The 22950-nt window shown below is 50.2% G+C and carries 22 protein-coding genes; 12 read left to right on the top strand and 10 right to left on the bottom strand.

What is annotated here, in order from left to right:
• Positions 1-74: 74 nt before the first annotated feature.
• The 7 genes from L4C36_RS13370 to dinG all read right to left on the bottom strand — a co-directional run bounded on the left by L4C36_RS13370 (position 75) and on the right by dinG (position 7273).
• A complete protein-coding gene (locus L4C36_RS13370; RefSeq protein ID WP_428478307.1) occupies positions 75-518 on the bottom strand; it encodes a hypothetical protein in 444 nt (147 codons plus the stop codon).
• Positions 519-758: 240 nt separating this feature from the next.
• On the bottom strand, positions 759-2270 hold the full coding sequence (locus tag L4C36_RS13365) for a hypothetical protein (protein WP_428478306.1): 1512 nt from the start codon (positions 2268-2270) through the stop codon (positions 759-761).
• 267 nt (positions 2271-2537) lie between these two features.
• Positions 2538-2747 (bottom strand): pleiotropic regulatory protein RsmS, encoded by a 210-nt coding sequence (gene rsmS / locus L4C36_RS13360; protein ID WP_428478305.1) that lies wholly within the window; start codon positions 2745-2747, stop codon positions 2538-2540.
• 81 nt (positions 2748-2828) lie between these two features.
• Complete coding sequence (locus tag L4C36_RS13355) at positions 2829-3827, bottom strand: histone deacetylase family protein (RefSeq protein WP_428478304.1); 999 nt, start codon at positions 3825-3827, stop codon at positions 2829-2831.
• A gap of 10 nt (positions 3828-3837) precedes the next feature.
• Positions 3838-4389, bottom strand: a complete 552-nt coding sequence (locus tag L4C36_RS13350) for a primosomal replication protein (protein ID WP_428478303.1) — start codon at positions 4387-4389, stop codon at positions 3838-3840.
• An 18-nt stretch (positions 4390-4407) separates the two neighbouring features.
• A complete protein-coding gene (locus L4C36_RS13345; RefSeq protein WP_428478302.1) occupies positions 4408-5181 on the bottom strand; it encodes a sulfite exporter TauE/SafE family protein in 774 nt (257 codons plus the stop codon).
• Between the two features lie 19 nt (positions 5182-5200).
• Positions 5201-7273 (bottom strand): ATP-dependent DNA helicase DinG, encoded by a 2073-nt coding sequence (gene dinG, locus L4C36_RS13340; RefSeq protein ID WP_428478301.1) that lies wholly within the window; start codon positions 7271-7273, stop codon positions 5201-5203.
• Positions 7274-7817: 544 nt separating this feature from the next.
• Here dinG and L4C36_RS13335 point away from each other — a divergent pair.
• Together L4C36_RS13335 and L4C36_RS13330 are read left to right on the top strand one after the other, a co-directional pair.
• Positions 7818-8804: a porin gene (locus tag L4C36_RS13335; RefSeq protein WP_428478300.1), complete on the top strand. Its 987-nt coding sequence runs from the start codon at positions 7818-7820 to the stop codon at positions 8802-8804.
• Positions 8805-8916: 112 nt separating this feature from the next.
• The gene (locus L4C36_RS13330; RefSeq protein WP_428478299.1) at positions 8917-9555 is read left to right on the top strand and encodes a YccT family protein; all 639 of its coding nucleotides are present in this window, start codon (positions 8917-8919) and stop codon (positions 9553-9555) included.
• Positions 9556-9664: 109 nt separating this feature from the next.
• Here L4C36_RS13330 and L4C36_RS13325 read toward each other — a convergent pair whose 3' ends face one another.
• The gene (locus tag L4C36_RS13325; protein WP_428478298.1) at positions 9665-10045 is read right to left on the bottom strand and encodes a conjugal transfer protein TraR; all 381 of its coding nucleotides are present in this window, start codon (positions 10043-10045) and stop codon (positions 9665-9667) included.
• Between the two features lie 404 nt (positions 10046-10449).
• Between L4C36_RS13325 and L4C36_RS13320 the strand changes: the two genes are divergently transcribed.
• From L4C36_RS13320 to recR, 5 genes are all read left to right on the top strand, one after another.
• Entirely contained in the window at positions 10450-10824 is a 375-nt protein-coding gene (locus L4C36_RS13320) for a YbaN family protein (protein WP_428478297.1), read from the top strand.
• A gap of 212 nt (positions 10825-11036) precedes the next feature.
• Positions 11037-11582 (top strand): adenine phosphoribosyltransferase, encoded by a 546-nt coding sequence (gene apt / locus L4C36_RS13315; protein WP_428478296.1) that lies wholly within the window; start codon positions 11037-11039, stop codon positions 11580-11582.
• Between the two features lie 136 nt (positions 11583-11718).
• A complete protein-coding gene (dnaX, locus tag L4C36_RS13310; RefSeq protein WP_428478295.1) occupies positions 11719-13959 on the top strand; it encodes a DNA polymerase III subunit gamma/tau in 2241 nt (746 codons plus the stop codon).
• 27 nt (positions 13960-13986) lie between these two features.
• Entirely contained in the window at positions 13987-14316 is a 330-nt protein-coding gene (locus L4C36_RS13305) for a YbaB/EbfC family nucleoid-associated protein (protein ID WP_428478294.1), read from the top strand.
• 3 nt (positions 14317-14319) lie between these two features.
• Positions 14320-14922, top strand: a complete 603-nt coding sequence (gene recR / locus L4C36_RS13300; RefSeq protein ID WP_428478293.1) for a recombination mediator RecR — start codon at positions 14320-14322, stop codon at positions 14920-14922.
• A gap of 63 nt (positions 14923-14985) precedes the next feature.
• Here recR and L4C36_RS13295 read toward each other — a convergent pair whose 3' ends face one another.
• Together L4C36_RS13295 and L4C36_RS13290 are read right to left on the bottom strand one after the other, a co-directional pair.
• Positions 14986-15534, bottom strand: a complete 549-nt coding sequence (locus L4C36_RS13295) for a regulatory protein ToxS (RefSeq protein ID WP_428478292.1) — start codon at positions 15532-15534, stop codon at positions 14986-14988.
• A complete protein-coding gene (locus L4C36_RS13290) occupies positions 15525-16469 on the bottom strand; it encodes a winged helix-turn-helix domain-containing protein (RefSeq protein ID WP_428478291.1) in 945 nt (314 codons plus the stop codon). Before L4C36_RS13290 ends, L4C36_RS13295 begins: the two co-directional genes overlap by 10 nt.
• A 260-nt stretch (positions 16470-16729) precedes the next feature.
• Here L4C36_RS13290 and htpG point away from each other — a divergent pair, with 260 nt between their 5' ends.
• From htpG to L4C36_RS13265, 5 genes are all read left to right on the top strand, one after another.
• Positions 16730-18646, top strand: a complete 1917-nt coding sequence (gene htpG / locus L4C36_RS13285; protein ID WP_428478290.1) for a molecular chaperone HtpG — start codon at positions 16730-16732, stop codon at positions 18644-18646.
• A 195-nt stretch (positions 18647-18841) separates the two neighbouring features.
• Positions 18842-19486, top strand: coding sequence for an adenylate kinase (adk, locus tag L4C36_RS13280; protein ID WP_428478289.1), 645 nt, complete (start codon positions 18842-18844; stop codon positions 19484-19486).
• A gap of 175 nt (positions 19487-19661) precedes the next feature.
• The gene (gene hemH, locus L4C36_RS13275; protein WP_428478288.1) at positions 19662-20657 is read left to right on the top strand and encodes a ferrochelatase; all 996 of its coding nucleotides are present in this window, start codon (positions 19662-19664) and stop codon (positions 20655-20657) included.
• A 151-nt stretch (positions 20658-20808) separates the two neighbouring features.
• Positions 20809-22113, top strand: coding sequence for an inosine/guanosine kinase (locus L4C36_RS13270; protein WP_428478287.1), 1305 nt, complete (start codon positions 20809-20811; stop codon positions 22111-22113).
• A gap of 219 nt (positions 22114-22332) precedes the next feature.
• Positions 22333-22869: an outer membrane beta-barrel protein gene (locus L4C36_RS13265; protein ID WP_428478286.1), complete on the top strand. Its 537-nt coding sequence runs from the start codon at positions 22333-22335 to the stop codon at positions 22867-22869.
• Positions 22870-22950 lie beyond the last annotated feature (81 nt).

The following is a 22950-nucleotide window of genomic DNA, read 5'->3' as shown; positions in this document are numbered from 1 at the left end:
GTGTATTCACTACATCAAAATTAAAACGTGCTGGTGTAGAACGCGCTACAAACAGCCGACTTTCAAAATGAGTATCAGTGAATGGGAGGGCGTAAAACGCTTTCTTGGCGAGTTAGCAGGGTATTGGCCAGTGCTGTTGGCGTGGGAGTGTGATGGTGCATATCCACGCTGGTGGAGAACAACGTGGTGAGCGTGCTGTATTGGCAATGTTGGCCATCACAGTGCTGACAATTGTCCATGCTGTCCATGGCGGCGCAATGGGCATTGTCTGTCCCAGCGGTGCTTTCTGCCTCTGTGGTGAGACAGTGATCACTAGAAACGTGGGACGCAGAGGGGGTAGGGGGATCCGATCTATCATGAGGGGCAGAGTGGTCATTGACCATGCTTACCGACGTTGTGTCTGTTGGAAGCATATTCATGGCGTGATTGGCAGACATGGCAAACATCGGCGTTATGATGAGGCTGATCATCATTAACACCGTGAGCAACAAGTGATGTGTTGTTCGCCAGTATGTCATTCCACTACTCAATACGGTTATTTGTCAAAACGGACAAAAATCCTGAAAAGTGTAAACCTTTCCCTAGGGGGAAGGTCAAGTTTGTCCTAGTGTATTTTTTGTCAGGCGCGGATGGCAGCAAAAAAAAGACGCAGCACACGGGCTGCGTCATTGGTAACACGGTATTTACGAGGGCGTTTATGGCTCTCGTTGGTCGCTTTCGTTGATCGAGAGACTGATCGAATAGCGGATCGGGACTATTTATTGCGTGATTGTGGCGTCAGCCGTTGTGTTTGTATCTGTCGTGTTCGCTTCTGTCGCTGGGATGGTGACAGGAGTTGCAGCAGGAGCGGCGTCTTGGGCTGGCTTGGCTTCTGTTACTGCGTCCTCAGCGACAGTTTCATTCGTTACGGCTTCATCTGTGACCACTTCATCAGTGACAGCCGTTTCGGTTTCGGTCTTTTTTGCTTCCGTTGTTTCCATTGCTTCCGTCACGACGACTGGTGTCGCTTCGGTTGTTTCGGCGTCTGTCTGGCGATCTTCAGTCGAACCCGTTCCAGCGACCTCTGCAGTGACAGTCACAGGCGTGGTTGCGGTCGACTCTGGGATGTCCGTCTTGGCATCAACGGGCGCCGCCGGTGTGATGTGCATAGCAGCCAGTTGTGCTTCAAGTTTCGCGACTTTTCGGTTCTGCTCGTTCAACTGGCTCAGGTCATGTTCCAGTGTCTCTACCTTGTCAGTCGCGGCGGCCAGTTTTGCGTTCAGCTGTTTGATATCTTCCAGATCCTGCTGGTACTGCGTGATGAACGCGACCAAGGCTTGGCCTTGCTCCGGCATACTGCGATCACGGCTATCTTCGGCACCCAGCGCTTGAGCAATGTTGAACAAAAGGGTTTCTTGGCTGACGACATAGCGTTCGTAATCTTTCACCGGCAACAGTTTCAGCTGCTGAACGGCTTCGGCAATGTAGCGGGTGTGATGCAACGCAAACATCGCTTCATCGGCTTTGGTTTGGATGGTGGCCATATCACGCGGGTCGGCAGTGATGAAGGCTTCTGCGGCGACGACTGCAGCCGCACCCGCAGCCAGTGTGTCCGGCGCATGTTGAACCACGTTGGCGCTGTTTAACTTGGCCAATTCTTGCTTTGCCGCATCAAGGTAAATGTGTGTCACGGTTTTCACTTCAAATGCGCGTAGCTGGGTCACTAATGCCGGTTGGGCTTGTGTCGCGCGCTCGGCGTCATCCTCGGCAATCCACTCAATCAGTGTTTTGAACTCGCTATCCAATGCACGGCTGGTGTCAGGGAAATACTCAGCGGCGTTTAAATGTTGTAATTGCACGCGGTAAGAGAAGGCTTCCGCTAAAATGGTGTGTGCTTGTTGCTGCAGGGTTTGTGCTTGATCAACCGCATCATTAAATGCCGCCAGGCTGTCTTTTGCTGCTTGCCAGTTGGTGGTTGAGCTGAAAAACCCACTGCTGCTGTTAGCTTGGGTCGGATCCTGCTCAATGACGGCGTAATATTCTTTTGCGTCTGATAGGGCTTTCTCGGCATCTTGCATTAAATCTGACGCTAGCCACATCAAGTCTTGCGCCTGAGCGTGTTCCATACGCGATTCTGCTTGGGTGATGTGCTGCTGTAACGACGCGGCTTCTTGGGTGGTGTCCGTCTGATTCGTTGTCGGGGTCACCGTGGCCGTTGAGTTGGAGTCGGAAGCGCAGCCCGATAACAGTAGGGCGGCAGCAAGCGCGGTCAGTTTTAAATCCATTTTCATGAGATATACCGAAATAAAAGGCAATAGGATGGAATATCGGCACTGTCTAATTAACCAGTGATCGATGTCTGTATTATTATCGCGCCATAATAAAACGATATTTTTAGAATGGAAGTCTGCAACAGATTGTTCTGAATAAAATATTCGTAAATATTGATATTTTTTTAGGGAATATATCAGGGGAAGAAAATGCGTCAAAATGATGACGCACTAGAGGTGATGGTTTTGCCTGTCGTGTGCTACCGATAGCCTGTTATCGATGACGAACTACCGATGACGTGTTTCGTTGTCTTCTTGTGCGACCTTGCGTTCTAAATCGCTTTTCACCATCGCCAGGGCGGCTAAGGCAACCTTGGGATCAATCTCGTTGCTTTCCAGCAAATAGATCAAATCGACCGCTAATTTTACCTCTGCCGGGGCGTTATCCAGTGGCGAAGCCGCTGGTGCTTGTTCGTCTTTTTCGTTTGTGTTGGACATGGTTGTGTTCTCTGTGTAAACCGTGTGAATAGGGGCGGCACTGTGTTTCGATTTGCTCTTATCCGGGCCGATTATCTTCGATCAGGATAAGCCTGATGAGCCGTCGTTCGGCACGGGGAATACGTGTACCGCTAAGGCCGCGTGGATCAATTGTGCGTGCAGGTGAACCAGTAATTGGTGATCGCTGCGGTAGCCGCCGCCAATGACGGCGGCCACTGGAATATCGGCGTGCTGACATAAGCTGAAAACCAGATAGTCACGCTGATAAATGCCTTGGGTACACACATTGAAATAGCCCAGTTCATCGTCTTGGTGAATATCGACCCCCGCATCATAAATGATCAGATCCGGTTGGTGTTGAGCCAGTGCAAGCGGCAATATCCCGCGAAAGGCGTCGAGGTAGTCGGTGGTGCTGGTGGCTCTGGGCAGCGGCAGGTCGATATCCGAATCCGGCTTGCGTGCGGGGAAATTTTTATCGCAATGCACGGAAAAGGTAATGATATTGGGATCGTCAGCCAGCAAGGTCGCGGTACCATCACCATGGTGCACATCGCAGTCGATGATCATCACGGTATCAATGCCCTCCAGAGTGAGCGCATGCTTTGCGGCTAACGCGAGATCATTGACCAAACAAAAGCCACTGCCGAAATCATGGTGGGCATGGTGATACCCACCACTGAGGTGGATCCCTACGCCGTATTCATGGGCCAGTTCCACCGTGCGTAAAGTGCCACCGGATGACATTAGGGTACGGTCAATTAATGGTTGGCTCCACGGGAAGCCGATCCGACGCATTTTGGCGGCAGGCAGTTGGTTGTGGAGCAGGGCATCAATGTAGTCAGGCTGATGCAGGGCTTTGAGGTGTGCGATGTCGATGGGCTGCGGGGTAAACAACCGCAACGGGGTCTCGTGATCTACGTCGTCCTGCTCTGCCAGTGGCAAGGTGTCCACCACATACTGGTATAACCGTTGGTACTTGCTGATGGGGTAGCGATGCTGAGCCGGTAACACCAATTGCGAATACAACGGGTGATACACCAAAGGCAAGAAGCGTGTGCTGGCGGCGGTTAACGTTGGCATATCCTTCTTCTTATCCTTTGCGTTCCCGTTGGCCAATAGAGACTTCAATTTTCACCCGCGCGGCGGTACAGCGTGTCAGGCGCGCTTCAAGTGCGACAATTTCGCGCTGAGTGTGCAGTTGTTCTTGTTGGGTGGTACAGCGCGGTAACAGTTGATGTTTATCACGCACCATGTCTTCCAATCGCCGTTCCCATTCTTGGTGCTGGGCAAGTTCCTGATACAGTTCGTGCAGGGGCTTACGCCATGAACGCTGGGGTTTGGGTTCATTTTTACGAATGTCGAGCGTCGCGAGTTCGCGTTGTACCGCTTGAATTTGCGCGACGATACGCTCGCACACATGGCGGGTGCGGGCAGGGAGTAATCTCCCGGCGTCTTGTTCGCTGCGCAGGGCCTCGATTTCATGTCGGATCTCATGGATACACGGCATCAATTGTTTACTGCGGCAATGAAACAGTTGTTCATCAAACAAGGGGCGTCGACCAACCCCGCGTTGTTTATCGACTTGCGTGGCCTGTTGCGCCAGTTGCGAAACAATCTGTTCTAAGCGGCTTAAATCCGGCATGTGTAGGTGACTCCGTGATCAAAACCAAGCTTGGATAGCCAATTTGGCGGCCAAGATAATGACGACCGTGACAAACACGGGGCGAATAAAGGCCGCGCCAAAGCGAATGGCTGAGTGGGCGCCGATGTATGCGCCCAGCATTAAGCACACCCCCATGGTTAAGCCTAGTGCAACATTGATATGGCCTAATAGTGCGAAGGTCATCAGTGAGGTGACGTTACTGGTAAAGTTCATGGCTTTTGAGAGGCCAGAAGCGCGCAGGATATCCAATTTATACAGCGCCATGTTCGACACGGTCCAAAAGGCACCGGTGCCTGGGCCTGCCACGCCATCGTAAAAACCCAGAGCGGTGCCTTGCAGCCACTGCTTACGCGTGAGGGCGCGGCATTTTGTCGGTAGGGTATGGTTGTCCCCTTTCGGGTGTGGGTGCCAGATGGTATAGACAGCGGCAGCCAGAATGATCAGAGGGAGTACTTTCTCTAACCATTCGGTGCTGATCATATCGACCACGAGCGTGCCGCCGATGGCACCGATCAACGTGGCAATAAAGGACAGACGCCAAAATGCGGGCGAGAAGAGCTGTTTGCGGTAGTAGGTCCACGCGGCGGTGGAAGAGGCAAAGGTGGCCGCTAATTTATTGGTGCCCAGCGCAATGTGAGGGGGTAAACCCAACGACAAAAGGGCAGGCACGGTGAGCATGCCACCACCGCCTGCCACCGCATCAATAAAGCCAGCAAGAAAAGCTACAAGGCCAAGTATGATCCACATACTTGGTTCCATCATCTCAATCATTCATTATTCTTTGTTATGGTTATTCAATGACACGCTTAAATGGCGGCAACGAGTCCAGCAGTGCTTTGCCATAGCGACGGGTGACCACACGTCGATCCAGAAGGACGACTCTACCAGAATCTTCTTCCTTACGCAGTAAGCGGCCGACTGACTGGATCAGCTTTTTACTCGCTTCTGGTACAGAAATTTGTAAAAACGGATTACCACCACGGCTTTCAATGTATTCCGCATGGGCTTCTTCCACGGGGGAGGTCGGTACCGCAAACGGGATTTTGGTAATGATCAGATTGGTCAGTAATTTACCCGGTAAATCAAGGCCTTCAGAAAAACTCCCGGTGCCAAATAGAATGCTGACTTTGCCTTTTTCACAGTTCTCTTTATGTTTTTTTAGAATGACGTGACGGGTTTCTTCCCCCTGAACCAGTAACGCCCATTTGTTTTTCTTCGCCAGTGGGGCCAGTTTCTCGGCCACTTGGTTCATCTGCCAATAGGAGGAGAACAACACCAAGCTAGCGGTTTCGCCTTCCAGATATTCCGGTAGTGTTTCAATGAGCAGGTCGGTAAATTTCTCTGCTTGCGGTTCAAGCGGTAGCGCTGGCACCACCAAACGCGCATTGTTTTGATAATCAAACGGCGATGCCAAGGCCAGAAAGCGGGTGGCGTCTTTTTCAAAAATCCCGGCTTGGCGGCAGAAATAATCAAATTGATTCAGCGCGCGCAAGGTCGCGGAGACCAAAATGGCCCCGACCGCACGGCTCCATAACAGTTGATCCAAGCGATGGCCGACTTCGAGCGGTGAGACTTCAACCAGATAGTCATCTTCGCGTTCCGGACTTTTTTCAAGCCAGCGTGCTAATGGTGCGCCTTTGTCTCGGTTGGGTTGCGCCATCAAATGCCAGACTTTTTCCAGATTCTCTAAACGTTGCAGATAAAAGCCGGATTCTGTCAGGGCTTGTTCGCCGAGTCGTTGTTGGATTTCATTGTCTTTGGTGCGCTCTGAAATTAAGTCATGGATTTTACCCAGCGACTGCAAGGCTTTTTTACTGGCGTCTTTACAGCCTTTGGCTTCTTCTTGTAGCCAGTCGGGCAGTTCGCCGTGCTCAAAGCGATAGACCCCGTCTTTATTAAACTTTGCGGGATCGATGTGACTGGCGATTTGACGTAACGCCGGGATCAGAATGGCAATGTTTTCATTCAGCGTGGTTTGGAAACGGCCTGATTTTTTATAGTCGGCCAACTCTGCCAATTTCCCTGCGGACTGGTTCAGTTTTTCCAGCCACGTACAGGCGCCTTTTAAGCTGGAAGAGGCGGAAGAGAAGTCCCGTGCAACCTGCGGCAGGTGGTGGGCTTCGTCAATCACATAAATGGTTTTTTCTGGCTCGGGCAATATTACCCCGCCGCCAAGCTCAATGTCGGCCATTAGCAAGGCATGGTTGGCAATAATGACATCGGCTTTTTCCAAATGCTCACGGGCTTTGGCGAACGGGCAGTCGCGGTGTTTCGGCAGGCCTGCGTGACAGCTGTGCTTGTCGGCCACAATTTGCTGCCAAACGCGATCGGGAATGGTGGCTGGCCAACTGTCGCGGTCGCCGTCCCATTTTTTGCTTTCGCATGCCGTCATCATGCGCTTCAAAAGATCTAAATCTGCCTTTTTAGGTTTTTCTTCCCATAGGCTCACCTGCTGATCCGTATCGGTACTGCAGCTGGCTTCCAGTTTGTGGTGGCAGCAGTAACGCTGTCGTCCTTTCGCCAGGATAAAGCTGAAGGATTTAGGGTAAATGCGGTTAAACAGGGGCAAGTCTTTATTGATCAGCTGTTCTTGCAGCGCCACCGTGGCCGTCGAAATGAGCACTTTTTTGTTGTTGAACACCGCAAAAGGTATCGCCCCCATTAAATAAGAGAGTGATTTGCCGATCCCCGTCCCGGCTTCGGCGACTAACATGCGGTGCTTAGCGTGGTATTCCCCGCCTAATGTTTTGGCAATTTCTGCCACCAGATAGTTTTGAGCCCGTCGCGGTATAAAGTTATCGAGCTGATTGGTGAGGTTGTCATAGCACTGCTTGATATCACTCTTTATCTGGGTATTTAACATTTTTGAAACTTCATAAGGACAGGGTGAAGCATTATAGCACGAACATCTGATTGTGAGCGGGCGCAAATTTCGGCTCGAATATGGCCAAAAATGCGAAATGCTTCACGAAATAGAACGGAACTCTTAGCGGGGTAACGGGCGGCATATTCATAAATCTAAAAATAACCACAAAGTATGGTCTAGGCTAGGGTTTTGTTCTTTTGATGTCGTGAATTTTGCATTTTTATAGTGTTTTATTCTGTTTTTTACTGACATCAAAAAAGTAAATGAGTTCCCTATCAAATAGATTAAGTGATTAATTGTTGTACCGATCACAAAATAAGTCATTGATATTATAATTGTTTGATGTTTTTTTAGATTCGCTTTAGGTAATTTGACAGCTAGAGGATTCTTCTGTCAGGATGGCGCCACAAATTACTGCTTCTTTGGACTTTCTTATTGTTCTTTATGTCTGTAAGGAATGGGGTCGAGAGAAGAAATTAAAAAAGAAAAGGAATTCTGGAAACCGGAATTCTCGTCAATATAAGAAAAGGCAGTGGATATCATGAAAAAGACTCTTCTAGCACTATCTGTACTAGCAGCGGGTTCTGCACAAGCAGGCATCAACCTATATGACGCGAACGGCGTAGCTGTTGACCTATCTGGCGCAGTGGAAGTTCAGTACCTTCAGAACATCCAAGACAAAGACAGCAATGCTGATGCTGGTCTACACCTAGATGACGGTGATCTACAGCTAAACACAACTATCGCTGTTAACGAGCAGCTAAACGTTGTTGCTGGTATCGGTTTCGCATTCGAGAAGCGTGATGTTTCTAACGATGAGCTATGGGCTGGTCTAAGCGGTGACTTCGGTACACTGACTTTCGGTCGTATGCTATACATCTCTGATGACGCAGGCATCGGTAAAGACTACGAGCTAGGTTTCGGTCAGGTTGACTTCGTACAAACTGAAGGTAACGAAGTAATCAAATATGTATTCGACAACGGTCAGTTCTACTTCGGTCTATCTCACGACCTAGACACTGACGGTTCAGGTGCGTCTGACTACCAGAACACTGACGGTACTGTAACTGACGTTCGCCTAGGTGCGCGTTTTGCTGACCTAGACGTTCGTGGTTACTACTACACCGGCGACGACATCCAGCGCTCTGCAGACCAGAACGGTAACCCAATCTTCAACTCTGGTACTGACGTTGACGCGTTCAACCTAGAAGCTAACTACGTAATGGGTCAATTCGCATTCGCAGCTTCTTACGGTAACTTCGAGTACTCAGACGCAAATGGCGCAACTTACAGCGACATCGACGTGATGGAAATCAACGGTTCTTACACTATGGGCAAAAACACCTTTGCTCTAGGTTACAACCGTGCTGACGATTCTAAGTCTAACGACACTATCGACAACGTTTACGCGAACGTAACTCACCAGCTTCACAGCAACGTGAAAGTATACGGTGAACTAGGTTGGGCTGACCAAGATAGCCAAGACCTAGACCTAGGTTACCTAGTAGGTATGGAAGTTAAATTCTAATTCGTTTCGACGTTTAGAATAATTCCAGAAAAAGCCGCCTTTATGGCGGCTTTTTGCTATCTTGGCCGACGTGAAGGCGAAGTGTTAATCATTAAGCAAAAAGGAACGAATCATGAAAAATTGGGTTATGGCATTGGGCTTGATGGCACTGCCTGTTGCAGGTCAAGCAGGGGAGTTAGCGGTTGGTGACGGTATTTCGTTGCTGGTTGTGGACGGTAAAAAAGTGCAGTCTTCCTTCTGGTCTGAAACCGAGAGTGTCAATTTGCCTGCCGGTAAACATCAGGTCGTGGTGCGTTTTGATGGTGAACTAAAGGACGGGTCTAAATCGCGTATTTACACCACACGTCCGTACTTGTTTGAGTTGGATGTGCCAGAACAAAATGTAGAAATTACGCTGCCGCGTTTCTCTACCTTGTCACAAGCCAAAGCGCATTTTCAGCGTGGCCCAGAGTGGACGATGAGCTTGGCGGATGGCGCATCACACGCGCTAGAATATGTTGAATTACAAGGTAAAGGCTTGGCCGCTTACAGTGATATGGAAGCGCTAGTGGGCGAGTATAACCGCCAGCAAGGCATTACGTTTGAAGAAGGTTACGCGGTTGACTTAGAAGCGACGGTGGTGGAAGTGACCGAGCAGGGTAAAGTGAACATTACCGGTGAAGCGCTGGCGCAACTGAAATTGTGGTACACCAAGGCGGATAACGCTGAGAAAGCGGCATTTGCAGAGTGGGTGAAAACACAAGGGCAGTAAGCGAAAAGTCACCCTGAATGGGTAACCCGCCGTAAGGGCGAGGGGTTCACAGCAATGGGCGGAAGCGGCCTATTGCTGTGAGATCGGCTGAATACGGTCTGGCGGTGTATTACGCTTGGGCACACAACGCATCGTGATGGTAGCGGCTGTGTTCGCGGCAGTTATGACAACGAGGCTGAGCCGGATCATCGTTAAGATCGGCGATGGCGATCTCTTCTTCACAATCCACACACAGGCCGTACATGCCCAGTTTCACGGAGCACACGGCAGCGTCCACCTTTTCCATTCTGACAGCAAGATCAAACAAATGGGGAATGAATGATGATTTCGCCATCACGATAAGCTCACTCAGCTCAGCGTTGTTGATGGTGTCGGCTGACGGTACCAGGGTATGGAGTAACATTTCATTTTTGAGCATGCGGGACTGTTGAGCATGTTCTTGCTCTAAACGATGCTGCAATTGCTCGAATGCGATATCTGACGTTGTCATAGGATCATCATTATTATTGTCGGTCATTTTAGTCTAAGACGATTTTAGAGTTTGATTGTGATTTGAATCAAATAAATACGGGGTTATGAGCGAATAACCGCATTTTCTCTCGGTTTTTGTCCCTTTATTTATCCGCTATATTGATGCCTCACGTGTCTTTCACCTTCATTTACCAAGGACGTATCGGATGGAACAGGGATATAAAGATCCTTACAGTGCAAAGTATTTTTTCGGTTTAATCGTTGTGTTAGGGCTGCCGACGTTGCCTGCTAGCCTGACATTGCTCGGTCTGTTTTCACAGTAAAGCACGATAAGCCCTCTTATTCTCTCCTTCCCGGCGATCCCTGATGACCCTTTTTTTAAGGGCTGGTACACTCAATAAAAAGCGGGGGGATCGTGTCGGCATGATTAGAAAAACACTCTTATTATTCTGTGGTTGGGTGTGCGTGGCGTTAGGGCTTATTGGGGCGTTTCTGCCGCTATTGCCGACTACGCCTTTTCTATTGCTCGCCAGTGCCTGCTTTATGCGCGGCTCCCCACGCGTGAATGCATGGTTACTCGCGCATCCCCGTTTTGGTCCCGTGTTGCACGATTGGCATACGCATCGGGCGGTGTCACGGTCGATTAAGCGAAAAGCGAATGCGATGATCGTGCTGAGCTTTTCGTTGTCGGTGTATGTGGTGCCATTGTGGTGGCACAAGCTACTATTATTGAGCATGCTGGCGGTGTTATTGGTGTGGTTTAACCGCTTACCCGAAAGCGCCTCGCCATCCTCATAATGTGATATTGTGCTCTGCTGTGTCGGCTTGGGCAGGCGCCTCTGTTACTGCGATCATTCTCTGGGGGATCAATCGCGGCCAATCCTTGCTCCTCTGGCCGAAAGTCACTACTATTTGACCGGATTTTGTCGGCGGAAAACGTTCTGCCGTTTTATTTAGATTGAGTTCCTTCCTGCCGGTTGTTAACGCAAAGAGGGAACGCGGAAAAGATTATGACTCAAGAAAAGCACGCGTTAATCTACAACAGCATCAAGTCTATCCCTGACTACCCAAAACCAGGCATCCTGTTCCGTGATGTGACCAGCCTGATGGAAAACCCTGCGGCCTACCGTGCCACCATGCAGGTGTTGGTTGAGCAGTACAAGCACAGCGGCATCACCAAAGTGATCGGTACTGAAGCGCGTGGTTTCCTGTTTGGTGCGCCTCTGGCACTTGAGTTGGGCGTGGGTTTTGTGCCTGTGCGTAAGCCGGGTAAATTGCCGCGTGAAGTGATTGGCGAAAGCTATGAGCTAGAATATGGTCAAGACACCTTGGAAATCCATATTGATGCGATCAGCGAAGGGGACAAAGTGTTGCTAGTGGATGACTTGCTAGCGACGGGTGGCACCATTGAAGCGACCACAAAATTGGTCCGTCGTTTAGGTGGCGTAGTGGAAGATGCAGCATTTGTGATCAACCTGCCTGATATTGGCGGTGAAGCCCGTCTGAAAGGCTTGGGTTTGAACGTATTCAGCATTTGTGACTTCGACGGTCACTAATCTCACCTCCCTGTAGCCAGTTATACCTGCAACGGCGGTGTGGCTGGCTAATCATTGGGCGCTCAACGTGGCGCCTCTCGCTCAGAAATCCTCCCTGTGCTAGCATTGAGTTCTTGATTCTGTAAGGTTAGTTAACATGAGTTATCAGGTTCTGGCTCGTAAATGGCGCCCGCACCAGTTCGATGATGTGGTGGGGCAATCCCATGTCTTAACGGCATTAGCCAATGCGTTGGCCCACAACCGTCTCCATCACGCCTATTTGTTCAGCGGTACGCGAGGGGTCGGTAAAACCACGATTGCCCGCATTTTTGCTAAAGGCTTGAACTGTGAGCAAGGGATCACTGCGACACCGTGTGGCCAGTGTGATACGTGCCGTGAGATCGATGAAGGCCGTTTCGTTGATCTGCTTGAGATCGATGCGGCCTCTCGCACCAAGGTCGAAGATACCCGCGATCTGCTTGATAACGTTCAATACAAGCCTGCGCGAGGGCGTTTCAAGGTTTACCTGATTGACGAAGTGCACATGCTCTCTCGTCACAGTTTTAATGCCTTGCTGAAAACGCTCGAAGAGCCACCGGAATATGTGAAGTTTATTCTGGCGACCACGGATCCTCAGAAACTGCCCGTGACCATTTTGTCGCGTTGTTTGCAGTTTCATCTTAAACATTTGGATAATGTCCAAATCCAAACCCAACTTGAGCATGTGCTGACACAAGAGCAAGTGGCGTTTGATGCCCGTGCATTAAGCTTGTTGGCCCGTGCGGCCGAAGGCAGTATGCGTGATGCATTGAGCCTGACCGACCAAGCCATTGCGTTAGGCAATGGTCAGGTACAGGTTGACGCTGTCTCGACCATGTTGGGGACATTAAATACCGAGCAAGCCCTGTATTTGCTGGAAGCGGTTGCCCAAGGCGATGCGCAGCCTGCCATGGCGTGCTTGGAAGAATTAGCGGGCATTGGCGTGGAATGGGACAGCTTGTTGCGTGAACTTGCCTCACAGTTGCACCGTGTGGCGATGCACCAAGCCTTGCCAGCGTCGTTGGATGAAAGTGCGCCGGATGCTGAGCGTATTATGACGCTCAGCCAAGCGGTGTCACCGCAAGAAATTCAACTGTGTTATCAAATCGCGTTGCAAGGGCGTCAGGATTTGGCGTTTGCCCCTGATGGCCGTACCGGCTTAGAGATGGTTTTGCTGCGTATGCTGGCATTCCGTCCGGTGTCTGTCTCGGCGATGGCACCGCAAGCCATCGCGGTACCAGCAGTTCAGCCAGCTAGTCAGTCGATGAACCCGTCAGCGCCAAGCGCGCCGGTAAGCACTGCTGCACCACAAGGTATTGAACGCGTACAAGCCTTGAAAGCACAGATGCAGCAGCCGTCTCAGGGTCCGTCTCAACAGCCATCGGCCATGTTGCCGCCGATCCAGCACATGCAGCAGGCACCGGTACAGCAACCGTACGTCGATCAATCTACGATGGGGCAACCCGCGCCACAGACGCACGGTATGCCGGCTCAAACGGTACCCGCACAGCAGGCGGTGTATCTGCAGAATGATGACGCCCCGCGAGCGCAATCACCGTCTGTGCCATTGCAGCCGGTCGTTCAACCAGCATCACAACCTGCTGCACCGTCAGCAGCCTCCGGGTTGTTAGCGGCACGTAATAAGTTACGTAGCCAGAGTAAACGTGACGGCAGTGAATCACCGCACGGAAAAAAGGCTGAACCGGTACGGGCGAAAAAAGTCGCAACCAATGTGTTAGACCGCATTGCTAATAAGCAAAGTGGGCCAGCGTCGATGACGCCACATGCGATGTCGGTACCGGACACCTCGGGTGTAGATCTTCCTGTGTCTGATGCGTCAGATACACCGGAAGAATACCAGTGGCGACCGACCGTTGCGCCGCAAGAAAATGAGACGCCGCAGGTCGTCGCGCCAACCAAGCTGAAACAGGCGTTGGAGCATGAAAAGACACCTGAGATGGTGAAATTGCTTGTCAATGAAGCGGCAAAACAGGATAGTTGGTCGGATTCGGTGACCCAGCTTGATGTGGGCCGTATGGTGCAGCAGTTGGCGTTAAATTCTGCATTCACCCGTGACGGTAGCGCGGTGACATTGCATTTGCGTCCGGCGCAAAAGCATTTAGACACCCCGAAAGCCCGTGAACAACTTGAAACGGCATTGGCGGCATGTTTGCATGAGCCAGTATCGTTACAGATCGTATTGAGTGATGAAGGGCGCTCGCCGCTTGAATGGCGAGAAGCGCTTTATCAACAAAAATTGGATCAGGCTAAGCAAAGTCTGCAGGCTGATCCGAACGTGAACTTCATCTGTCAGCGCTTTGCCGCTATCTTGGATGAAGAGAGCGTAAGACCCTTATAAATTAACCAGACCACAGAGAGAGAAGATATGTTTGGTAAAGGCGGTATGGCTAACATGATGAAGCAAGCGCAGCAGATGCAAGATCGCATGCAGAAAATGCAGGAAGAGATCGCAAGCATGGAAGTGACTGGCGAGTCTGGTGCTGGCTTGGTAAAAGTGACACTGACGGGCAGCCACAGTGTACGTCGCGTTGACATCGACGAAAGCTTGATGGAAGACGACAAAGACATGCTAGAAGATCTGATCGCGGCAGCATTCAACGATGCGGCGCGTCGTATCGAAGAAACGCAGAAAGAAAAAATGGCAGGCGTGACTGGCGGCATGAACTTGCCTGCTGGCTTTAAAATGCCATTCTAATTAATGCGTACCAGTCACTTACTGGAACAATTAATGGAGGCCTTACGTTGTCTGCCTGGGGTGGGTCCCAAGTCAGCCCAGCGGATGGCCTTCAATTTGTTACAGCGCAATCGACAAGGCGGCTTGCAACTGGCCGATGCCTTGAATAAAGCCATGACGGATATTGGTCACTGCCGTGATTGCCGTACGTTTACGGAAGAAGACGTGTGTGCGATTTGCGCCAATCCGCGCCGACAGGAAAACGGTCAGATCTGTGTGGTGGAAAGCCCGGCAGACATTGTGGCCGTTGAGTCCACTGGTCAGTTTTCGGGGCGCTATTTTGTTTTGATGGGACACTTGTCGCCGCTTGATGGTATCGGTCCGTCAGATATTGGCTTGGATACACTGGAATTTCGTATGCAAAGTGAATCCATGAGTGAGCTGATCCTCGCCACCAACCCAACGGTGGAAGGGGAAGCTACGGCCCATTACATTGCTGAATTGTGCAGTGAGTATGACATCCCAGCTACCCGTATCGCGCACGGTGTGCCGGTCGGCGGGGAGTTGGAGCTGGTGGATGGCACCACATTGTCGCATTCACTAGCCGGTCGACAGCGACTGTACTGATCACGACATGCTGATCGTAAAATCCCCATACAGTGGTGTTCTGTGTGGGGATTTTTTTTGCCCTTATAGGGCGTACAAAATGTTAGAGCCATAGGTGAGGCTGGTCAGTAAAATGGCCTTTTTATTAAGCACGTCTAAGCGACGGCTCTGTTGGGCATCCATGCGGTAGATCTGTTTAATGATCGCCAAATGTGCCGGTTTAAAGTCTTGATTCTGGCCTGAGGTAATGTCTTTAAATTCGACCGGTTCAGTCAGCAAATACCCGCCACTGATGTCCCACTTCCCCGATTCCGAAATGTGCAGCGTGAGCGGCTGTGCTTCATCGCTGAACAGGTGCACCAGTGTGATCCGCGAATACGTGTGATTCGGCAGATACACCACATGGCTGTTTTGATCGACCCGACGCAACATGCCCAAATCATCGAGCTCGGTGGCTTCAATGTGGCTGGTGCTGCGGGTTTGCCATTCCTGTGACATTAACAGCTGAGCCTGCTTATAATCCCCGGAAAAATAGATCCCGGCGCTCAGTAACACAGAAAGCGCAAGCACCATCAAGGCGGCGTAACGCCAAAGCCCTTTGGGCCTAGACGGAGAGTGAGAAGTTACTGACATATCGTGGTGTTGTCCTTTTGACTGGTCAATAAACGTAATGTGACATTTTCACTGGGACGCTGGCTGGTATGGACATAGTTGAGCCAAATCTGGCTGTTCTGGCCGCCGGTCGCAATCACTTCTACCGGGCGCAGGGCATCCGGGTGATGGGTGATGTAGCGTTTAACACATTGGGTGATCAACGGCTGCCACGGCGTGAGATCCGGGTTATGGTTGGGCACCAATATGGGGACACCATCAACGTGTTCTATTGGCGTGAAAGCGGCAGACACCGGGGGTAGGCTTTGGTTTACCCATACCGGTAGCAGCAGAGCGATCAGTAAGACGATACTGGTGCCTATCCACTGTGCCCGACGCGGCCAAGCATGGCCAGCCTCGCGTGAAGGCGTGGTTGTGTGTGTCGGGCGGTGATGTGTCTGTGCTGCGTGATGAGCGTGAGAAAAGGCGGCATCCGTTGATGCTGACGAAGCGTCATCTGATAGCATCGTTGCCTGCGGTGTGGCCTCGCTATCTGTTATCGATGGTGCATGGGAGCCGTCTTCGGCCGCACGATGCTGGTTAGTCGCACTATATGCAGGGGCGGGCGGCGGTGTGATGGGCTCGACGGGCGCAATCATCTGGTAACCGCGCTTAGGCACGGTTTTGATAAATTCAGGGGATTTAGTGGCATCTTTTAGTGCTTTACGCAGCGTTGAAATGGCCTGCGTCAGGCTGGAATCATCCACTTCAAAGCCTTGCTCTCGCCATACGTAGTCGTGCAGACGTGTGCGTGTCACAATGGCGCCGGGGGCTTCAATCAATAAGCTCAGAGCGCGGCTTTCATTGCTGCCAAGTCGGGTAATTTCTTCATCTTCACATTGATCGATCAAGCTGTTGTCATGGGGGATAAACAAAAAGCGTTGACCGATAAGGAATTTCGTTTCGGTTGTATTCATAAGTCCGTCTTTCAGGCATTAAGCTTAGTGATATGTATCACACCTCGCCTGAATCCCCTCTGAACATAAAAAAACAAAAAGCACATCTAAAAATGCGCAAAGAAAATATAAAGCAGATAAAAGGTCGCTTTTAGGTTGAATTTTCCTGCTTCGCCCTTATCTCTATGGGTAATGAAAAAGGAAATACAGCCGGAGGGGCTGTGGGGCGTTGTTTTATACGTCTTTCCTTGTCTGTTTTAGTGTCCAGTTTCGGAGTTGAAATGAGCGAGCATACAATCCATAACGATCAAGAAACCCACAACAATAAAGAAACCCGTGGCTTTCAGTCTGAAGTGAAGCAATTACTTCAATTGATGATCCATTCTCTCTATTCAAATAAAGAGATTTTTCTGCGTGAGTTAATTTCAAATGCGTCAGATGCGGCCGATAAGCTGCGCTTCCGTGCCTTGTCACAGCCGGATCTGTACGAGAGCGATGCTGAGCTGGGTGTGAAACTGTCTTTCAATGAGCAGGCTGGCACACTAACGATTTCGGATAACGGCATCGGTATGAGCCGTGACGACGTGATTGAGCACCTTGGCACCATCGCGAAATCCGGCACCAAAGATTTCTTTGCAAAACTGAACGAAGATGAGTCGAAAGAATCACAGTTGATTGGTCAGTTTGGTGTGGGCTTCTACTCGGCGTTTATCGTGGCAGATTCTGTAACGGTAAACACCCGTGCGGCAGGTGTGCCTGCCGATCAAGCCGTATCTTGGCAGTCATCCGGTGAAGGTGACTACACCGTGGAAGACATTGAGAAAGCCGGCCGTGGTACCGAAGTGATTCTGCACCTGCGCGACGAAGACAAAGAATTCCTGAGCGAATACCGCTTACGTGACATCATCGGTAAATACTCCGATCACATCGGTATCCCGGTGCAGATCCAGACCATTGAGCGTGATGAAGAAGGCAAAGAAACTGGCCGTAAGTGGGAACAAATCAACAAAGCACAAGCCTTGTGGACGCGTAATAAGTCAGACATCAGCGAAGAAGAATACAAAGAGTTTTACAACCATGTATCGCATGATTTTGCTGAGCCGCTGACGTGGAGCCACAACCGCGTAGAAGGCAAACAAGACTACACCAGCCTGCTGTACATTCCGTCAAAAGCGCCGTGGGACATGTATAACCGCGACAGCAAGCACGGTTTGAAGCTGTACGTGCAGCGCGTGTTTATCATGGATGACGCTGAGCAGTTCATGCCATCTTACCTGCGTTTCATGCGCGGCCTGATTGACTCGAACGATTTACCATTGAACGTATCGCGTGAAATTCTGCAAGACAACAAAGTGACTCAGTCATTGCGTAAAGCGTGCACCAAACGTGCGCTGACCATGATGGAGCGTTTGGCTAACAATGATGCAGAAAAATACCAGACCCTGTGGAATGAATTTGGCCAAGTGCTAAAAGAAGGCCCAGTAGAAGATTTTGCCAACCGCGAGAAAATTGCCAAGCTATTGCGCTTCTCGTCAACCCACGCTGAAACGCTAGAGCAGACGGTATCGCTGAGCGATTACGTGTCACGCATGAAAGACGGCCAAGAGAAGATTTACTTCCTGACCGCCGACAGCTTCACCGCCGCGAAAAACAGCCCGCACCTTGAGCAGTTCCGCGCGAAGGGCCTTGAAGTGATTCTGATGCAAGATCGCATTGATGAGTGGCTAATGGGTCACCTGCCTGAGTTTGAAGGTAAAGCGTTCCAGGCGATCACGAAAGCGGATCTGGACCTATCTGCGTTTGAAGACGACGCTGAAAAAGAAAAGCACAAAGAAACCGAAGAAGCGTTCAAATCTGTCGTGGATCGCACTAAGCAGTACTTGGGTGACCGCGTAAAAGACGTACGTACCACGTTCAAGTTGAAAGACACCCCTGCGGTTGTCGTGACGGATGAGAACGAAATGGGCACGCAAATGGCGAAATTGCTGGCAGCGGCTGGTCATGACGCACCAGAAGTGCAGTACATCTTGGAACTGAACCCTGAGCATGCCTTGATCACGAAGATGGCAGACGAAGCGGACGAAGAAGTGTTCGGTCGCTGGGTAGAGATGCTATTGGGTCAAGCAATGCTGGCTGAGAAAGGCGCGATGGATGATCCATCCCAGTTCTTGGCGGCAGTGAACAAGCTGCTGGCATAAGGCCAATGAAACGAAGGCGGTAGGACTAAGGTCTAATCGCCTTCGTGCTCGCTCTAATTGTATGCTGATACAAGGTGTAATCCCGTAGTGACCGCATGATGACAGCCGTGTCGGGCTTGCGACTAAACGCTAATCAGTGTATTTTCCATTTTTTAAAAATGGTTGAAAACACCATTCACATTTAAGGGGATCAAGATGCGCATCATTCTTCTGGGCGCTCCAGGTGCAGGTAAAGGTACTCAGGCACAATTCATCATGGAGAAATTTGGTATTCCACAAATTTCAACCGGTGACATGCTACGTGCTGCGATCAAAGCAGGTACAGAGCTAGGCAAACAAGCAAAATCCGTTATTGATGCGGGCCAGCTGGTGTCTGACGACATTATCCTAGGTCTGGTTAAAGAGCGTATCGCTGAAGAGGACTGTGCTAAAGGCTTCCTACTAGACGGTTTCCCTCGCACTATCCCACAGGCTGATGGCCTGAAAGAAGTAGGCGTTGATGTTGACTACGTGATCGAGTTCGATGTGGCTGACGATGTGATCGTTGAGCGTATGGCGGGCCGTCGTGCTCACCTAGCATCTGGCCGTACTTACCACGCTGTTTACAACCCACCAAAGGTTGAAGGCAAAGATGACGTAACCGGTGAAGATCTTGTTATCCGTGAAGATGACAAAGAAGAAACCGTACGTGCACGTCTAACGGTTTACCATACTCAAACTGCACCGCTTATTGCTTACTACGGCAAAGAAGCAGAAGCAGGCAACACCCAGTACCTGAAGTTTGACGGTACTCAGCCTGTTGCCGCGGTAAGCGCTCAGCTAGAAGAAGCACTGGCATAATTCCCAGTCTGCTAGACAAACATCAAAAGCGGGGTGATCGGAAACGATCACCCCGCTTTTTTATGTCTGGCGTGATGAGACGATGATCGTTATGCTTTGAAATCCGGTATAACTGACTGAAAAGAAACTGATACAGTAAGCACAACATTGTGCCCGCTGACGTATGAAGGATGCTATGAGCGAACAAAGCCCAACAATGACAACAGCCAGCGCCCGATATGGCGTATTACTGGTGAATTTAGGCACCCCGGATGCGCCCACTTCGGCGGGCGTGAAACGTTTTTTGTCTGAGTTTTTGCATGATCATCGCGTGGTCGACATGACACGCTGGCTGTGGTGTCCTTTGTTGCACGGAGTGATTTTACCGGTGCGCGCACCCAAAGTGGCCAAGCTGTATCAATCGGTCTGGATGGATGAAGGCTCACCGTTAATGGTGTACTCCAAGCGTCAGCAACAGCAATTAGCTCAGATGCTGGATGTACCTGTTGAGCTGGGGATGACTTACGGTAATCCAAGTCTTGCTTCTGGCCTGGCTGCGTTAAAAGCACAGGGGTGTGACAAGGTGTTGGTGTTACCGTTGTATCCGCAGTATTCGCGTACCACCACGGCGGCGGTGTTTGATAAAGTCGCTAAAGTGTTAAAGTCTCAGGCAGACATACCTGAATTGCGTTTTGTGAACCAGTATTTTGATCACCCCAGCTATATTGATGCACTGGCCGGTTCTGTGTCGACGTTTTGGGCGGAGCATGGCGAGGCCGATTATCTGCTGTGTTCATACCATGGGATCCCGAAGCGCTACGCAGACAACGGCGATCCGTACCCTGAACATTGCAATGGCACTACGGCCTTACTGGCTGAAAAGCTGGATATGCCAAGAGAAAAAATGAGCATGAGCTACCAATCTATCTTTGGTCGTGAAGAGTGGCTCAAACCGTATACTGAAGGCACGATTAAAGCGTTGGCTGAGAAAGGCGTGAAACGCTTAGATGTGATTTGTCCGGCTTTCTCGGTTGATTGCCTGGAAACGTTGGAAGAAATCGCGGAAGAATGTAAAGCGGTCTTCTTGGCGGCTGGCGGTGAGCGTTTCCGTTTGATCCCATGTTTGAATGATGCGCCCGCCCATATTGATGCGATGGCCGCGTTAGTCGAGCAACACACCCAAGGCTGGTAAGCGTTTGTGGTATAGAGACAAATTGACCGTTTTTTCGGTATAGACGGTGATTTTTACATTTAAGCTCTCGTTTTCGGTGAGAGCTTTTGCTTTTCTGTTCTATATTCTGTGATAGAATTCGCAAAAATTTCTCAACAGATAGCGCATTGACATGAAATTTCCCGGCCAACGCAAATCCAAGCATTACTTTCCTGTACATGCTCGCGATCCACTTCTTAGTCAAACCAAACAAGAAAAGCGTCTAACACGCACACACATTGTGGGTATTGATCAAACCTTGGTTGATATTGAAGCTTGTGTGGATGATGAATTTCTAGAGCGCTATGGGCTTAGTAAAGGCCACTCATTGGTGATCACTGATGAGAAAGCCGAAGCACTGTACCAAGAGCTGAAAGAAAACGCGCTGATCAGCCATGAGTTTGCGGGTGGTACTATCGGTAACACCTTGCACAACTACTCAGTATTGGCGGATGATAAGTCGGTATTGCTGGGTGTGATGAGTAAAGACATCGAAATCGGTAGCTACGCTTACCGTTACCTGTGCAACACGTCAAGCCGTATGGACATGAACTACCTGCAAGCGGTAGACGGTCCGATTGGTCGCTGTTTTGCGCTGATCTCAAAAGAAGGTGAACGTACGTTTGCCATCAACGAAGGTCGCATGAACCAGCTTGATCCATCAAGCATTCCAGAAGCGGTATTTGAAAACGCATCGGCATTGGTGCTTACCGCGTACTTGGTACGTTGTAAAGAAGGCGATCCGATGCCTGCTGCGACCATGAAAGCGATCGAATACGCGAAAAAATACGATGTGCCTGTGGTATTGACCTTAGGGACGAAGTTTGTCATCGAAGACGACCCACAGTGGTGGTGTGATTTCCTACGTGATCACGTGACCGTTGTGGCGATGAACGAAGACGAAGCGGAAGCGCTGACGGGTGAAACCGATCCGCTGATGGCTTCTGAGAAAACCTTGGAGTGGGTTGACTTGGTATTGTGTACTGCAGGCCCTGTTGGCTTGTACACCGCCGGTTATACTGACGATGACGCGAAGCGTGAGACGAGCCTGCACTTGTTGCCAGGTGATATCCCTGAGTTCAACCGTTTTGAATTCAGCCGTCCAATGCTGAAAGCCGATTGTGATACGCCAATTAAGGTGTACTCGCACATTGCGCCATACATGGGTGGTCCAGAGCGTATCAAGAACACCAACGGTGCCGGCGACGGTGCGTTGTCAGCATTGCTGCACGATATGTCAGCGAACCGCTACCACAAAGAGAACGTGCCAAAGTCGAGCAAACATCAGTTTGATTTCTTGACCTACTCATCGTTCTCTCAGATCTGTCTGTACTCGAACCGTGTAAGTTACGAAGTATTGGCGCAGCACTCACCGCGTCTATCGCGTGGTTTGCCAGAGCGTGAAGACAGCTTGGAAGAAGCATACTGGGAGCGTTAATTCGCCGATGCTTGAACCATACAGAGAAAAGAGAGCCCTTGTGGCTCTCTTTTTTTTTGCTTGTGGCGGTGTGCATCAACGTAAGGATGAGTACTTTTTTGCGTTATCTGTGACCAATGAGTGAAAAATAGCCATTATTTATCCTGCAAATAGTTAGAAAAATACCTTTTCCGCATCTACGCTTATTTTTGCTACATCAATAAGGAAGTGGAGAAGAATATGAAGAAAAATGCAGTGGCTTTAGTATTAATGGGTGCTTTTTTTACCCCGGCATTATGGGCGGGGGTGGATTTACCTGAAGGGACGCAAGAGTTCGGCTTGCAGGGGAGTCTCGACCTCGATTATGTCGATGACTATTTGTTTGTGTTGAATACCTCATACGGATATTTCATCTACGACGATTGGGAAATCGGTGCGGTGCTGGATGTCAGCATGAGTGACAGTAATCAGCAGTTCCAGTTTGGTGGTTTTACCGAATATAACTTCACTAACACTTCTAACTGGGTGCCTTACCTTGGGGCGGCCGCTCAGCTGGCGAACTTATCGAGTGATGACGGTGACTTAGACTTTGATGTTGAAGATGTCACCGCCCTGAACATTAAGCTATCCGGTGGTGTGAAATATTTCATCAATAAGCATGTGGCGATCAGTGCAGAAGTGAATTACAACATTTCCACCGATGACATCAATGTGAGCAAAGACGGGGTAGAAGACAGCTTTACCCGCTTTGTGTTTGGTACCCGTTTCTACTTCTAACCCACACCGGTTAGCCGTTTGAGATGGCAGTAAAAAAAACAGCGAGTGCCGATAGGCCCTCGCTGTTTGTCGTTAGTGATG

The organism is Photobacterium japonica (genome assembly GCF_050337005.1).
Lineage (GTDB): Bacteria > Pseudomonadota > Gammaproteobacteria > Enterobacterales > Vibrionaceae > Photobacterium > Photobacterium japonica.
This window is presented reverse-complemented; position numbering and strand designations above follow the sequence as displayed.